The organism is Acidobacteriota bacterium (assembly GCA_012517875.1).
Lineage (GTDB): Bacteria > Acidobacteriota > JAAYUB01 > JAAYUB01 > JAAYUB01 > JAAYUB01.
In genome coordinates this window covers 1-14745 of the sequence record JAAYUB010000054.1, presented here as the reverse complement: position 1 = coordinate 14745, position 14745 = coordinate 1, and the positions used below count along the sequence as shown (strand labels likewise).

The following is a 14745-nucleotide window of genomic DNA, read 5'->3' as shown; positions in this document are numbered from 1 at the left end:
GATGGCGGCGAAACGGTCCGAGGACGTGGTGAGGAACGCCGAAATGTAGCCGCCCTGGCTCCAGCCCATGCAGCCCACCCGCCGGGGATCCACCCAGCCCTGCGCCACCAGGTGGTCCACGCCCGCGAGCACGTCCCAGGCGTCCCCCACGCCGAGGTTGCGCAGGTTGAGCGTGCGGAACCGCTCGCCGTAGCCGGCGCTGCCGCGGTAGTTCACCTTCAGGACCAGGGCGCCGCGCGCCGCCCAGATGTCCGCCGGGTAGTAGCGGGTGTCGGGCTGGAGGAGCACCGGCCGGTCGATGCCGGTGGGCCCGCCGTGGATGACGCAGAGCAGGGCATACCGTTTGGCCGGGTCGAAATCGGCCGGCTTGATGCGCACGCCCTCGATGGGCTCGCCGTCCCGACTGGTCCAAGTCATGAGCTCACGGGAGCCCAGGATGAAATTGGCCGTCCGGGCGTTGAAGTCGGTGAGGCGGCGCGGCGCGAACGGAGCGGTCGCGGCCACGAACACTTCGGGCAGAGCGTCGGGGGCGCCGGCGAGGAACGCCACGGTGCGGCCGTCCCGCGTCAGACTGAAGGCGCCGGCCAGCAGGCCGTCGGGCTCTGACACCCGGTCGATCCGTCTGTCTTCGGGGCGCACCCGGAACAGGTGCATGGCGGTGCGCTGCAACGCCGAGAAATAGATGCCGTCCGTTTTCCAGGCCATCAGGCGCGGGTTCTCATCGAAGGCGTCCGTGAGCGACACGGGGGCGCCGCCGCCGGCCGGCACCACCGCCAACCGCGTGTTGAGCGCGTAGTACCGCGGGTTGCCCATGGCCGAGGCAAAGGCGATCCGGGTGCCGTCGGGGGACCAGACCGGCGACGTGTCAGGGCCGGGCTGGTCCACGATCTTCGTCACCATGTCGTCCGCCAGGTTCAGCAGGTAGATGTCCGCGCTGGCGCTTTGCACCAGGTCGGGATTCACCGTGGCGCTGAAGGCGATCCGGGTGCCGTCGGGCGACCAGGCGAAGTCGCCCACGCTGAAATCGCGCCCCTTCGTCCGCTGCACGCCGGCGGCGGGCGTTTCCAGCGCCTTCGCCACGCCGATCGTCCAGAGATGGGTGTGGCGGTAGTCGCTGCGGACCACCCGGAAGTCGCCCAGGTGCTCCGTTCGGTCCTTGTCCGCCGGCGCCTCCGGCTCTTCGGCGAGGAAGGCGATCTGGCGACCATCCGGCGACCACGCGTAATCACCGCCGCCATCTCTGGCATCGGTGATCCGCACTGCCTCCCCCCTGCCGGGCTGATGAGAAACAGCTGGTTCTTGCCGCCGTCCCGGCCCGACACGAACGCCAGCCAGCGCCCGTCCGGTGACCATTTCGGGTTGCCGGCGCCGTCGTCGCCGCGGGTGAGCTGGAAGGTGCGGCCGGTGGCCGTCTCCGCCAACCAGATCTGCGGCGGGAACGCGTCCTTCTTGAAGTCGGGAGTCAGCACCGAGTAGGCCACCCAACGGCCGTCGGGCGAGATTTCAACCAGGCGCGGCACGCGTAGCTGCAGCAGCTCGTCCACTGTGGGCACGTGCCGCGCCGCGTTCGGCTCCGCGGTGGCGGCCCAGGCGCCTGCGCTCAGCATCACCGCCAACGAACCGATGATCCAGGGTTTCTTCATGGAAGGCTGCTCGTTTATTTCATTCCGGTGATTCTTACGGACGACCGGCCAAACACCTTCTCGAGCCAGGCTGAAAATTCGGGTTTGATTGCTATACTAAGGGGGACATCATGGACAACACAATCACCGAATTCGTCTGGGTCACGGAAACATCGGACCCGTTCTTCCACTGGCCGGCGGTGGCCGCAGTGGCCGAATCCGGCCAGCCGCTCGTGGTCTACTCGAAGAACCTCGTCCCCGTGGATTTCTTCTGGGACCACCCGCGGGTGGCCCTCGGGCTCACCATCACCGGCTGGGGCGGCACCTGGCTGGAGCCGGGCGTGGCGCCGCCGAAAACCATGGTGGCGCATTTCAACCGGATGGCGGATGCCATGGGCATCGAACGGCTGCGGCTGCGGGTGGACCCCGGCATCCCCACCGCCGAGGGGTTGCGCCGCGCCACCGCGGTGCTCGCCGGCATCGCCGCGCCGGTGCGCACCATCACGTCCATCATCCAGTTTTACAAAGGGCACGACACCTTGTTCCACAAGCTGGGAATCGACCGGGACCGTTACACCCGCAAGTCGGGGCGGGCCGTCTATCCGGAGCCGGAGCTGGCCGAATGGTGGCTCAGCGAGTTGCTGCGGACCCGGCCCGATTTCGCCGGCTGCGTCTCGTTCTGCGGGATGCCCTACCAGGTGGCGGGGGCCGAGCACACCGGCTGCGTGGACGACGCGCTGCTCGCGGCCATCGGCGTGGAGCGCTTCAAGCGGATCGCTCCGGGACGGCAGCGGCCGGGGTGCCGCTGCGTCATCGCCAAGCGCCAGGCGCTGGGAGGCGCCTGCGCCCACGGCTGTCTCTACTGCTACGCCCACAAGGAGCACCTGCGCCGAATCCCGACGTAAGCGTTCCGCTCGCCTGCTTGGACGGCTCAGTCGCCTCCATCCAGGCGATGTGGTGCGAAGACAGAGCGCCTCAATCCGGAATGCCGCCGGGGGGCGGCTGCCAGAGTTCAACGCGGTGTCCCTCCGGGTCCGTCACCCAGCCGAACTTGCCGAATTCCGACTCCTCGGTCCGGTCGTCGACTGCACACCCTTCCGCCCGCAGAGCGGCCAGGACGGCGTCGAGGTCGGCCACGCGGTAGTTGACCATGAATGCGGCGGGGCTGGGGTCGAAGTAGTCGGAACCCGTCTCGAAGATATTCCAAACCGTGGCGCCGGCCGATGTGGGTCCGTCAAACACCACGCCCCCCATGCCTGGATATCCAGGCCGAGATGGCTGCGGTACCATTCGCGCAGGGCCGTCGGGTCCTTCGCCTTGAAAAAGATGCCGCCGATCCCGATCACGCGTGGCATGGCTTGCCTCCTTCAGTTTCGAATGAACACGTCATACACGTACACCAGTTTCAGTTCCCCGCCCGGCGGCACTTCGGGCTCCCAGGTGAGGACGTGCTTCGGATTGACCTGCTTCAGACCCTTGGCCGTGACGACGTCCTTTGCCTGGGGGGACGCCTCAAGCACATCGCCCGACAGCTCCTTGACAACCTCGAGCTTCACCGCCCGCTCCAGCCGGCTGCGCAGCTTCAATTCGCCGCGCACCTTCACCCGGTCGTACGAATAGCCATGGAATGTCGCGGCGTCGCGTGTGCGCGCCACCTCCACCTCGGCCTGCTCCGCCAACACATTCATCGCCCGGTTGATCCGGATTGTGGTCTCGGCGCCCGGTGCGGTGTAGTGACAGATGTCCTGGCCGGTGAAGGCGCCGCTGGCGACGAACTCCGCCGCCGCCGTGGTGAGGGGCATGGTCAGGGTGTTTTTCAAGCGGCAGCAATGCCACACCTCCCCGGCCTCGTTCGCCCTCTCCGCGGCGTCGCGGTAGCGGTCGTCCGGGTCGATGTAGTCATCGATCCGCCAGGTGTAGACGTGCCGGTACGGCATGGCCGCGGTGAACAGCGGCACCCAAGCCGTTTCGCCCCGTTTCAGGCTAAAATCGGGTACCGGGTACAGGAACAGATCCTCCACCGCCGTCCCCTCAGCCACGCCGGCGTACGCGATCTCCGGCAGCGGCGCGGCGTCGAATTCCGCGACGTTTGCCAGCATGGCCTGCTGGGTCATGACATCGGACCGGCGGCCGCCCGCCGCCCCGCCGCCGAGTGCCGCAAGGAATCCCTGCAGGCGTTGCACCATGGCGATGGGGCTGGACACGTGCCCGAACCGTATGTTGGGAAAGCCGGTGATCAGTTCCAGTTGAATGCGATGCCAGTCCGCCAGTTCGTTGATCACCACCGCGTGGGCGCTGAAGCGGGCGGTCTGCGGATCGGTGAGGTCGATGCGGTAGGCGGGCGCCCAGGCGGCGCCGCGAGCCAGGCAGCTCACGGTTACCCGGCTGCCCCCTGCCGGCCGCTCCAGCTCCAGTCGGAGGCCGGGGCGTTTCTGCGGCACCCCAGTCATCCGCGTGACCTCGGTCCCGTCGAACTCAACCCGAACAATCGAGCCGGCAGACAGGGCTATCAGGCCGGCTTCGGTCTGAAGGGTGATCATGTCCATCCCCGTGACCACCAATTGAGGCGGGTCTGCACCATCATCGCCGGAGCGGCCATCCGGGATATTGGGCGCAGATGATTCCCCCGGGAACGGCGGCGCGGCCAGCACCGTTCCGGTCACGACATCCCGCTCGCCGGAGCCCACGCGCAGCGTCACCAGGCGGCCCGCATTGGCCTGGAGAAGCTGGGCCAGGTTGACCGCCGCGACGGGAACCGCCGTCTCTTCCTGTGCCGCCACGAGGCGGCGGAGGACGACCTCAGGACCGTAGCTCACCCAGAACGTCCCGTGCACGGGCACCGGCAGCGGGCCCAACGCAACGGTGGCGGCACCCGCAGGCAGGGTAGTACCGGAGATTAGAAATGCGGTGCCGTCCTTGAACAGCGCCACCTTCTCCGCGGTGACGGCGGCCGGCACGGGGGCTCCGTCACCGCTCGGCACGCCGAGTGCCACGGGCGCCAGCGCGGCCACGAGTTCCAGAAACACAGCCAGTGCAACGGTACGTCCATTGTGCATGCCACACCTCCTCATGGTGGAAGCCGATCATCATTCCATCCGGCCAACGGAATCGCCGCTCCGCCGCTATCGATGCCGGATGGTTACCTGTTGTTCATCGCCCCGCGAGCGATATTTCAGACGGAAACTGGTCTGTCTGCCACTGTAAAGGGATCGAACGGAATGTCAAGGGGGTTCCAACCCGCAGGGGCGGCGTGATTTTTTTTCCCGTTTCGCATACAATACGCTTGCACTCAACAGGCGATCGGATCGGCAAGGAGGTTTTCGATGGACGGATGCAGGATCCTGGCGGCGTGCATGGCGATTGCATCGGTCATGCTGTGCGGCGGTCTCATCGCGGGTCAGGAGGCGAAACCGGCAGAGCCGGCGTCAGCCAAATTTTATGAGGCGCTGATCATCATGCCCATCATCCCGGCCCGCACTGCCGATGCCATCCAGGCGGATCTGATCCGCGCCGACGAGGATCGCCAGAAGGCCGAGCAGGCGGTCGCCGCCTGCAACGCGCAGGTGATCGAAGCGGAGGGCTGGATCAAGTTGCAGAAGCTGGATATCGACGGCCTCAAGCTGCAGATTGACGCCGCCAAAAAGGAAAAGCGCGACGCCGACAAGGCCGCGCTGGAAACCCAAAAGAAGGAACACGAACTCGTCCAGGATTTCCTGGAGAAGCTCAAGTCCGTGCGCGAGGCGGCGCTCAATCTGGCCAAGGCTCAACAGGTGCTCGCCAGCGCCTGCCGCGCCGCCGGTCAGGCGGATCAGGATCTGGCGCAAAAGCGGGGCACCTGGGCGGCCCTGCCCGCCGGGGATGCCGGTGCGGTCACCGCCGCCCGGTCCGCGTTCCTGGCCGAGGAGACCGTTTCCCAGGCGCTGAAGGATCTGGCCGACAAGCAGTCCGAGATGTACGACAAGCAGAAAAAGCTCAACGATCGGCGCATCGATCTGGCCAAGGCCCGCACTGTCCTGCTCAACGACGGACGCCTTAAAGCGGTCCAGCCGCCGGTCGTCGCTGAGTGACTTCGGCCGATTGACGATTCGTCACCCGCAAGTTCGTGGCGGCTGACCGGAGTTCGCGGGTGCTGAGCGTTCGGGCCAGCCGGCTAAAGGAAATCCCGGTCCTCCGCGGCGACGCGTTCCCCCGTAAACCGGTACAGATGGGGCGGACGCCCTCCCCTCCGGCCCACCGCTTCAGCCAGAATTCTCACGCGCTCGATGAGCCCGCGCTGCAGCATCAAGCTGCGGAAATTGGTCCGGTTCACCTTCCAACCCAGCACCGCTTCATAGACCGCCTGCAGTTCCTCGATCCGGAACTCCGGCGGCAGCAGGTGCCGGGCGATGTTGGTATAGCGAAGTTTTCCCTTCAACCGGGATACGGCGGCGGCCACGATCGTCTCATGATCGAACGGCAGCGCCCGGGTGGCGCGGCCGGTCGCCGCCGTCCAGCGGCCGCGGACCGGCGTCAGCTCGCCCTCGCGCGCCAGCGCCAAGTAGGCGATACTCACGGTGCGGCCGCGCGGATCACGGTACAGGGCGCCGAAGGTGGCCAGCTGCTCCATGTACAGGTCCTCGGCCGCAGGCGTGGCGCACGCCGCTTTTTCCACGAGCGCCCGGACGGCTGCGGACTCCAGCGTTTCGTCCGCCCGCAGGGCCACCCCCGGCAGGGCCTCGGCGCCGGCGAACGGCTCTTCCGCCCGCCGGATCAGGAGCACCTCCAGCCGCCCGCCACCGGCTCGCAGCGCCACCACATCCACCGCCACAACGGGCCGCTCCAGCACATTTCGGCTCATCTGCGCCCTCTACTCCTCAGTTTTTGTTAATTTTATATAAAACCAGCTGAGCGGTCAACCCCTTCACGTCATTCAATCCGCGCCGATTTATATCTCTATATAACAACTAAATATTCGATTTTTGATCAGTTTTGTTTTATCGGATGAAATAAATTTCACCTTCACAAACTACTTATATTGAAATATAATAAAACTACAAAGGAGGCCGAGATGCCCCTCACCACCGCCCACACCCAGAGCGATCGGACGGAACCACCGCGTTCCGCGGGCAACGAGCCCCCCCTGCTTTGGATGCCCGAGACCGAATTGGCGCGTCCCGATCCGGCCGTCGTCTTCGCCGCCGGGCTGCGGCACCACCACCTGGCGAACACCGCCTATCCCATCGCCCATCGGAAGACCATCTGGCCCTTCCGCCAGGATCCAGAGCGGCACCGGGATCTGCTACGCCGGGCGCTCGCCGGGCCGCGCCTCTGCCTCTACATCCACGTTCCCTTCTGCGAGCGGCGCTGCGCGTTCTGCGAATACACCGTGCTCGAGCAGCACGACGAAGCGGCCGAAGCGGCCTACTTCGCCGCGCTGGAGCGGGAGGTCGAGCTGTACCATGATCTTCTGGATCCAGGCGCCCACGAACTGGCCGGCCTGGACATGGGCGGCGGCACGCCCCTGCTGGTCCGGCCGGAACGGATCGGCGCCGTGCTGGACCGGATCCTCAGGACGTTTCCGCTGGCCGCCGGTTTCGCCATGAGCATCGAGACAACCCCCAAGATCGCCGCCATGGATCCCGACCGGTTGGCGGCGGTGCGCGCCTTGGGATTCGAGCGCATCAGTATGGGCCTGCAGACGGTGAGTTCCAAACTCCTGCGCGTCTACGGGCGCGATCAGGCGGGCGACAACCGGCTCGCCGCCGACCACATCCGCCGGGCCGGGTATCGGGCTTTCAACATCGACCTCATGTACGGCTTCGCCCACCAGACCGTCGACGATTTCGCGGCCAGTATCCGGTACACCATCGACTTGGCCCCTGACTACATCACGCTGTACCGCATGCGCTACAAGGGCACCCGCATCGCCGGTGAAGCCGGACAGGTGGACCTGAACCACATCAACGCGATGTACCACGCCGCCCGCGAACTGCTGCTGGCGGCGGGCTACGCCGCCAATCCGGGCAAGAACGCCTTCAGTCGGATCCCGGATGACCCCGGTACCAGCCGCTACCTCACCGAGCGCGTGGTCTGGAGCACGCCTTATCTGGGCTTGGGGCTCGGCGCCCAGACCTTCACCAACACCGTTCTGGGATACAACCTCGGCGCCGCCACGAAGACGATGGGAACCTACCTGGACGCCGTCGCCGCCGGCCGGCTGCCGCTGCAGGACCTCTACCATCTCCCGCCCAGCGAAGGCATGGCCAAGATGATCGCCGTCTCGTTCTATTTCGGCCAAATCCACCGCGCCGCGTTCCGGCGCGCCTTCGGGCGCCCCCTCGAAACATGCTTCCCCGAAGCGGTCGCCTTCGTGCTCGCGCGCGGCCTGATGGAGTACCACGGACCTTTCCTGCGGCTGACCCCGGCCGGCGTCGACGCGTTCAACGGCGTCATCGCCCTCTTCTACTCGCCGCGCGTCCAGGCCCATCTGCTCGGCTTGGGGGAGGGATGATCATGAACCGCTTCGCCAACATCCTCCTGACCGGGCCCTGCAACCAGCGGTGCCCCCACTGCATCGGCCGCGCACTGGCCGCCCGGGCGCTGCCGGACAATCTTGACCGTTTCCCCCCACTCAATCTCGAGCCCTTCCTGGCCCTGCTGGTCCGCGAGGGGATCCGGGAGATCTCACTCACCGGCACCAACACCGACCCCCAGCTCTACCCACACGAGGCCGCCCTCCTGGACCGGCTGCGTGACCGCCTGCCGGGTGTGCGGGTGTCGCTGCACACCAACGGCCGGCTGGCCCGGGCCAAGATCGACGTGTTCAACCGCTACGACCGGGCCACGATCTCGGTCCCGTCGTTTCGGCCGGAAACGATCCGCCGCATGACCGGCTGCGACGGCGGGCCGGACCTGGCGGCCATCCTGCGCCAGGCAGTGATTCCCGTCAAGATCTCCACGCTCGTCACCCAGGACAACCGGCGGGAGATCCCCGAGATCATCAGTCGCTGCCGCGAACTGGCCGTTCGGCGTCTGGTCCTCCGCCGACTGTACGGCGAGACACAACCCGAGGACTTCTTCCCGGGCTGCACACCGGTCCGGATGTTCGCCGGCAATCCCGTCTTTGACATGGACGGACTCGAGGTGACCGTCTGGGACTTCGCGCGTTCCACCCTGTGGTGCCTCAATCTGTTCAGCGACGGGACCATCAGTCGGGACTATCGCCTCGCGGGATGAGCCATGAGCCGCGTGACCATCGCCAACCTGACCGAGGACGCCCGGCGGACACGGACCCTGGGTGTGATCGTCGGGTCGTTCGACCCGCTGCACCGCGGGCACGAGTGGATGGTGCGCCACCTCCTCCGGCGGTGCGACCGCGTCCTGCTGCTGGTGCCGTTCCGCCATTTCGACAAGCACCCCGTCTGGCCGGCCAACGCCACCTTCTCCCAACGCCTGACCATGATCGACCGGTTCTCGGAGCGGTGCGGCGGCCGCGTCCTGGGCGGTGTGACACACGAGGCGTTGTTCGTGCGGCTGGCCGACGAGCTGGCGGCGCTCTTCTCCGACGCGGCGATCATCTTCGCCATGGGCGACGACACGTGGCAGCGGTTGCTCCGCTCTTCGGAGTACTACGCCCGGCTCGGACTGCCGTGGACGGCGGCTGATGCCGGCCGCCTCGCCCGGTTGCGCCGCCAAGTGATGGTGTTCGGCCGGTCGGGCGACGCCGCCGGGCGGATTCGGGTGCCCGCTGCGGTGCGGGACATCTCCGCCACCCGGATCCGCGCGCTGGCGGTCGCCGGGGCCGGCGATGCGGCGCTGTGCCGCTTCATCGCCCCGGACATCCTCGCCATCTGCCGACACGCCGGTCTGTACCGCGGGCCGGCGACGGACCGACCCTGCGGTGTTCGCGCTTCGGCGCCGCCCTCACCGCAACCCCCAGTTGTGCCCGACCCGACTTTGTGCTGAAATGGAAGCATCTCATTTTGCCATCCGCGGGGAGGTCTACGATGTGTCCCTCCATCGCCGTGTTCGGCGGCGCGTTCAATCCGCCCGGTCGGCACCACCGAGCGATCGCCGAAGCGCTCAGCCGGCAGTTCGACCGCGTCGTGGTGGTCCCTTCGGGACCGCGACCCGACAAGCCGTCCATGCAGGACGTGGAATCCATTCATCGGGCGGCCATGGCTGACATGGCGTTCCGCGGGCTGGCCAACGTCCGCGTGGATCTGTTCGATCTCGAGGAAGGCACCTTCACCCGCAACCACGATCTGGAAACCCGCTACACCGCCGAAGGGGAGGTGTGGCACGTGGTGGGCAGCGACCTCGTGGGCGGCGGGAATGCGGGCCGCTCCTTCATCCAGACGCGGTGGTCCCGAGGCGAGGCGCTCTGGCAGGAGCTGCGGTTCGCCGTGTTCACCCGGCCCGGTCATCCGCTGATCCCCCTCGACCGGCCGCCCCGTTCCCGTCTCTTCGACCTGAACCTCGCCGGGTCCAGCGCCGACGTCCGCGAACGACTGTTCCGCCACGAACCCGTCACCGACCAGCTGGACCCTCGGGTGGCCGAATACATCGACCGCTACGGACTCTACCGCGGCCGGCCCCCGGTGCGCACGGCGCCGCTGCGGCTGGACCCGCCCCGCCCGCTCCTGGTCGTGGACGAATCCAATCCACAGGCCGGCGAACTCGCCGCCCGCCTTGCCGGTACCGAACCTGCGAGCTCGCCCAATTGCATCCTCGTGGTGGGCGGCGACGGGACCATGCTCCACGCCATCCGCCGCCACTGGCGCGAGCGTCTGCCGTTCATTGGCATCAACACCGGTCACCGCGGGTTTCTCCTGAGCGGCGCCGCCGATTTTGCCGCCGGCTGGCCGTCCGGTCCGCTGGTGGTCCGCCAGGCCCCGCTCCTGCACGTGGAGGCGGTGGCGCCCGACGGCCGGATCACCACCGGCGTGCTGGCGTTCAACGATGCCTGGGTGGAACGGTGCACCGGTCAGACCGCCTGGGTGGAGGTCCGGGTGGGGGGTGAAGTACGGATCTCCCGGTTGATGGGCGACGGCATCCTGCTGGCCACCGCCGCAGGGTCCACCGCCTATGCCCGCGCCATGGGCGCCACGCCCGTGCTGTTCGAAACGCCGGCGCTGGTGCTCGTGGGCTCCAACGTGCTGGAGCCTCCCGGCTGGAAGGCGGTGATGCTCGCCCTCGACAGCCAGGTGATCTTCCGCACCCTGGAACCGGTCAAGCGCCCCGTGGCGGCCTACGCCGACGGCGTGCCCCTGGGTGTGACCGCCGAGCTGCGCCTGCGGACCAGCCGGATCGCCACCGCCGAGCTGGCATTCAGTCCGGCCCACGACATGGCCGAGAAGATCGCCCAAATTCAGTTTCCGCCGGTGACATGATGGTCGTTTTTTCGGAAGTTACTCATCGGGTCGAGAATGCGCTGATGTCATCGGCCATCAATCATCTCGGCACCCCCGAAACGCACACGCACGGCACGATGAACGGATCAGACACAGGCCCGGCTTCATGCATCCGGTTCCATGAGGATTGCAATGCCTGAGGTGGTCCCAGCCACACCCATACGCCACACCGGTTCGTGCCCCCTCGTCAGCGTGATCGTGGTCAACTGGAACGGTGCACCCTACCTGGAAGCCTGTCTGGAGTCCGTCGCAAAACAGACTTACCCCCAGATCGAACTCCTTGTGGTGGACAATGGCTCCACCGACGGCTCCCCCGACACGATCCGCCGCTGGAGTGCCCAACCCAATGTGCGGATTTTTCTGCTGGACGCCAACACCGGTTTCACCGGCGGCAACAATCTGGCTTTCCGCCATGCCCGCGGAGAATGGCTGGCCCTGCTCAACAACGATGCTGTGGCCGAACCCGACTGGCTGGCCCGCCTGGTGGCACGTGGCAATCCGGCGGCCCGCATCGGCATGCTCGGCGGCAAGATTCTGCTCACCGGCACACCCGGCGTCATCGACAAGGCTGGCCACCTGATCTGGCCCGATGGCCAGAACCGCGGCCGAGGCACGGGTGAAGCCGACCGCGGCCAGTATGACCAAGAGGAGGAGATACTCTGGCCCGACGGCTGCGCCGCCCTCTACCACCGCGAGCTGATCACCCAGACCGGCGGATTTGACGACGCGTTCTTCGCTTACGGAGACGACGCCGACTTGGGTTTGCGGGCGCGGCTGCTGGGCTGGCGGGCCTGGTATGTGCCGCAGGCGGTGGTGCACCATCACCACAGCGCCAGCGCCGGTGCATTCTCGCCGAACAAAATCCTGCTGGTGGAACGCAACCGACTGCTTCTGGCACTAAAGAATTTCCCCCCCGGTTTGTTGGTTCAGAACCCCTACTGGACCCTGCGGCGGTACCTGTGGCTGGCATGGGGGGCGGTCAGCCGGACGGGCACTTCCGGCCGTTTTGTCCGCGAACACAGTCGGTTCCGCCTGCTCGCCGTCCTGGTCCGAGCCTACGCTGAAGCGTTTCGACTGATGCCGCACGTGCTGCGCGAACGGCGGCGCATCCAGCGGAACCGACGCCTCACCGCCCCGGAAGTAGCCGCGTTGCTACGGCGTTTTCGAATCGACGTGCGCGAACTGACGCTCAAGGGAGCGCATCGGTGAAGGCAGTTGCCGACGCAGTCGCACACGCGCGGCGACACTCATCCAAATCGGTCCGCACCGGCATTCGTCCGTGGCCCGGATCGAACCTGTTCATGCCGCCGCCGCAGAATGCTGTCCAACTTCTCACGCTGGGGCCGCGGCCGGCACCGCGTCAAACGGATCAGCTTCAGGCGGTTGGCCCTGGCCGCGCGGCGAACCCGCCCCGCTCGACGAAACCTTCATCAAATTTTTCGCATCTTCGTCTTTGCATCCGGCGCTGTCATCTCTTATGATTCGACCAGCGCCGGTGTCCCGGCCGCTATCGGTCACCGGTTCCCGCAAGGAGGAAAGTTGCATGCGTCGTGCCATCATTCTGGGTACGCTCATCTTGTGCTGCGGCCTGCTCACCGTAACGGCCGGCAGCAACGATGACTTGATCGCCGCCGCCAAGGCCGGCAACCTGGAGCAGGTCAAGGCCCTGGTCGCCAGGGGCGCGAGCATCGATGCCGGCGACGAGAACGGTCGGACCGCTTTGCAGTTCGCCGCGGGCGGCGGCAAGCTTGAGGTCGTCCGCTTCCTGCTGGCCAAGGGCGCCAACGCCGCCTCCGCCGACAAGAACGGCAACTCGGCCCTGATGAAGGCCGCTTATGGCGGACACCTCGAGATCGTCAAACTCTTGTTGGATAAAGGTATTGATATCAATCAGCCGTTTGGTGTCTCTAAAGCCACCGCGCTGTACGTCGCCGCCCAGCAAGGTCACGCCGAGGTCGTCGCGGAACTCCTCAAGCGGGGCGCCAAGACCGAAATCCGCACCCGGTTCAACAGCACGCCGCTTTTCATCGCCTCGGAGGCTGGGCACGCCAAAGTCGTGCAGCTGCTGTTGGTTCACAAGGCCGCCATCAATGTCCAGTGTTTCGAATACCGCACGCCCCTGATCACCGCGGCAGCCAATGACAGGACTGAAGTGGTTAAGCTCCTGATCCAGGCGGGTGCCGACGTCAACCTTAGGGATGACAAAGGGCACGCCGCCCTCTACTACGCATTCCGCCAGGAAATCAAGGACGCACTCAAAGCCGCCGGCGGCAAGGAATAAGACGGGGGGCCGGCATGAGCCAAGATCCGGCGGCAAAAATCGAGACTCTCCACACCTTCATCGATGAGCTGGACGCCCGCCTGGGGGCCCTGAGCGAGGAGGAGATTGAAACGCTCTTCCGCAATTTCGCCGACGATACCCAGCCTTGGCTCATCGGCCTGTTTACCGCCATCGAGGAATCCCACCAGATTGAATCCGAATTCCTTGGCGAATGCGTCTTCCACGTCTACGCGCTGCAGACATATTTTGACGAGCGGCTTCAATCGCCGCCCCCGGCCTTCAGCAAGGATGATGTGCTGGCCGCCATCGATGCCGTGGACCGCTTCTTCGACAAATCCGCCGCCGACGCCTGGGACCACCCGGTGTTGTCTCAGGAGTGGACCCGGTTGTTTTACACCGTCTGGGACGGTTGCCTCGACGAGCTGACCGAGGAGGGAAGCGTCGATGAAGCGTTGCGCGCCGACCTGGTCAAGTTCTTCCTGGTTGTGCTGACCCTTTTTTCAGACCACTTCCCGAACGCCGCCATCTGACCCGACCGAATGTCCCCGCGGCCGACAAGTTTCTGCCGCACAAGTTCGAGCCACCACCAGCCAGGCCGCTCCATTGGCTGTCACCGGCCGCGGTCGATTGGCTGGTCGTCCGCACAATACCTTCAAACGCACCGGCGTCGATTCCGTACAATAAACTGTCTGCTCACCTCAGACGATGCATCCCGCGCCGCATCATCAACCAATCCGAAGGAGGTTCCGTTTGAATATCGACAACATCCCCTTCGACACCACCGATTGGTCCGCCGTGGCGGCGACCGTCCATTCCGGCACCACTGGCGAAGCCCGGTGGCGCACCCGCCAGTGTGGCGACATCCGGGTGCGGATGGTGGAGTATTCCCCTGGCTACGTGGCCGACCACTGGTGCCAGAAAGGTCACATCCTGCTCGTGCTCGACGGCGAGCTGGACACCGAGCTTGCGGATGGCCGCCGTGTGCACCTGGCCGCCGGCATGAGCTACCAGGTGGCCGACGGAGACGTCGCCCACCGTTCGGCAACTCGTACCGGGGCGACTCTGTTCATCGTCGACTGAGCGACCGCTCGAGCGAGTTGTTCGTCCCATGTACGGTGTGTTCGTCCTCATCGCCGACATCCACGGCAACCGCTGGGCCCTGGAGGCCGTCTTGGAGATCTGGACCGGCGGGGCATCCGGGATGTCGCCAATCTGGGCGACAGCCTGTACGGCCCCCTCGATCCGGATGGCACCGCCGACCTGATTATGGCCCGGCCCCTGGCGAGCATCCTGGGCAATCAGAACCGGTTGCTTCTCCGGTCGTCACCCAACGGGGAAACAACTCCCGGTTGGACCTTCACCCGAAGCCGGCTCACTCAGCGCCACGTCGATTGGCTCGAGACTTTGCCGCCCGCCACGGTGGTGGCCGGAGTGTGCTTCTGCTGCCACG

At 66.3% G+C, this 14745-nt stretch carries 14 protein-coding genes and 1 pseudogene; 11 read left to right on the top strand and 4 right to left on the bottom strand.

The window, feature by feature from the left end:
* Window positions 1–1080: S9 family peptidase (locus GX414_06420; GenBank protein ID NLI46726.1), on the bottom strand; the 1080-nt coding region annotated here is incomplete at its 3' end.
* Window positions 1081–1281: 201 nt separating this feature from the next.
* Between GX414_06420 and GX414_06415 the strand changes: the two genes are divergently transcribed.
* Both GX414_06415 and GX414_06410 read left to right on the top strand, forming a co-directional pair.
* Window positions 1282–1476, top strand: coding sequence for a hypothetical protein (locus GX414_06415; GenBank protein ID NLI46725.1), 195 nt, complete (start codon window positions 1282–1284; stop codon window positions 1474–1476).
* A gap of 277 nt (window positions 1477–1753) precedes the next feature.
* Window positions 1754–2527 (top strand): DUF1848 domain-containing protein, encoded by a 774-nt coding sequence (locus tag GX414_06410; GenBank protein NLI46724.1) that lies wholly within the window; start codon window positions 1754–1756, stop codon window positions 2525–2527.
* 70 nt (window positions 2528–2597) lie between these two features.
* Here the strand turns inward: GX414_06410 and GX414_06405 are convergent.
* Both GX414_06405 and GX414_06400 read right to left on the bottom strand, forming a co-directional pair.
* Window positions 2598–2977: pseudogene (locus GX414_06405) on the bottom strand (VOC family protein).
* Between the two features lie 12 nt (window positions 2978–2989).
* Window positions 2990–4678: a DUF4139 domain-containing protein gene (locus GX414_06400; GenBank protein ID NLI46723.1), complete on the bottom strand. Its 1689-nt coding sequence runs from the start codon at window positions 4676–4678 to the stop codon at window positions 2990–2992.
* Between the two features lie 267 nt (window positions 4679–4945).
* Between GX414_06400 and GX414_06395 the strand changes: the two genes are divergently transcribed.
* Window positions 4946–5689 carry a hypothetical protein gene (locus GX414_06395; GenBank protein NLI46722.1) on the top strand — a complete coding sequence of 248 codons (744 nt, stop codon included), beginning with the start codon at window positions 4946–4948 and terminating at the stop codon, window positions 5687–5689.
* Between the two features lie 83 nt (window positions 5690–5772).
* Here GX414_06395 and GX414_06390 read toward each other — a convergent pair whose 3' ends face one another.
* On the bottom strand, window positions 5773–6459 hold the full coding sequence (locus tag GX414_06390; protein NLI46721.1) for an NUDIX hydrolase: 687 nt from the start codon (window positions 6457–6459) through the stop codon (window positions 5773–5775).
* A gap of 210 nt (window positions 6460–6669) precedes the next feature.
* Between GX414_06390 and GX414_06385 the strand changes: the two genes are divergently transcribed.
* From GX414_06385 to GX414_06350, 8 genes are all read left to right on the top strand, one after another.
* A complete protein-coding gene (locus GX414_06385; protein NLI46720.1) occupies window positions 6670–8112 on the top strand; it encodes a radical SAM protein in 1443 nt (480 codons plus the stop codon).
* 2 nt (window positions 8113–8114) lie between these two features.
* Window positions 8115–8837: a radical SAM protein gene (locus tag GX414_06380; protein ID NLI46719.1), complete on the top strand. Its 723-nt coding sequence runs from the start codon at window positions 8115–8117 to the stop codon at window positions 8835–8837.
* A 3-nt stretch (window positions 8838–8840) separates the two neighbouring features.
* Window positions 8841–9566 (top strand): adenylyltransferase/cytidyltransferase family protein, encoded by a 726-nt coding sequence (locus GX414_06375; GenBank protein ID NLI46718.1) that lies wholly within the window; start codon window positions 8841–8843, stop codon window positions 9564–9566.
* A 41-nt stretch (window positions 9567–9607) separates the two neighbouring features.
* Window positions 9608–10993 (top strand): hypothetical protein, encoded by a 1386-nt coding sequence (locus GX414_06370; GenBank protein ID NLI46717.1) that lies wholly within the window; start codon window positions 9608–9610, stop codon window positions 10991–10993.
* 153 nt (window positions 10994–11146) lie between these two features.
* The gene (locus GX414_06365) at window positions 11147–12223 is read left to right on the top strand and encodes a glycosyltransferase family 2 protein (GenBank protein NLI46716.1); all 1077 of its coding nucleotides are present in this window, start codon (window positions 11147–11149) and stop codon (window positions 12221–12223) included.
* Between the two features lie 334 nt (window positions 12224–12557).
* The gene (locus GX414_06360; GenBank protein ID NLI46715.1) at window positions 12558–13295 is read left to right on the top strand and encodes an ankyrin repeat domain-containing protein; all 738 of its coding nucleotides are present in this window, start codon (window positions 12558–12560) and stop codon (window positions 13293–13295) included.
* Window positions 13296–13309: 14 nt separating this feature from the next.
* Window positions 13310–13825: a hypothetical protein gene (locus tag GX414_06355; GenBank protein ID NLI46714.1), complete on the top strand. Its 516-nt coding sequence runs from the start codon at window positions 13310–13312 to the stop codon at window positions 13823–13825.
* Between the two features lie 220 nt (window positions 13826–14045).
* Window positions 14046–14375: a hypothetical protein gene (locus GX414_06350; protein ID NLI46713.1), complete on the top strand. Its 330-nt coding sequence runs from the start codon at window positions 14046–14048 to the stop codon at window positions 14373–14375.
* Window positions 14376–14745: the final 370 nt, after the last annotated feature.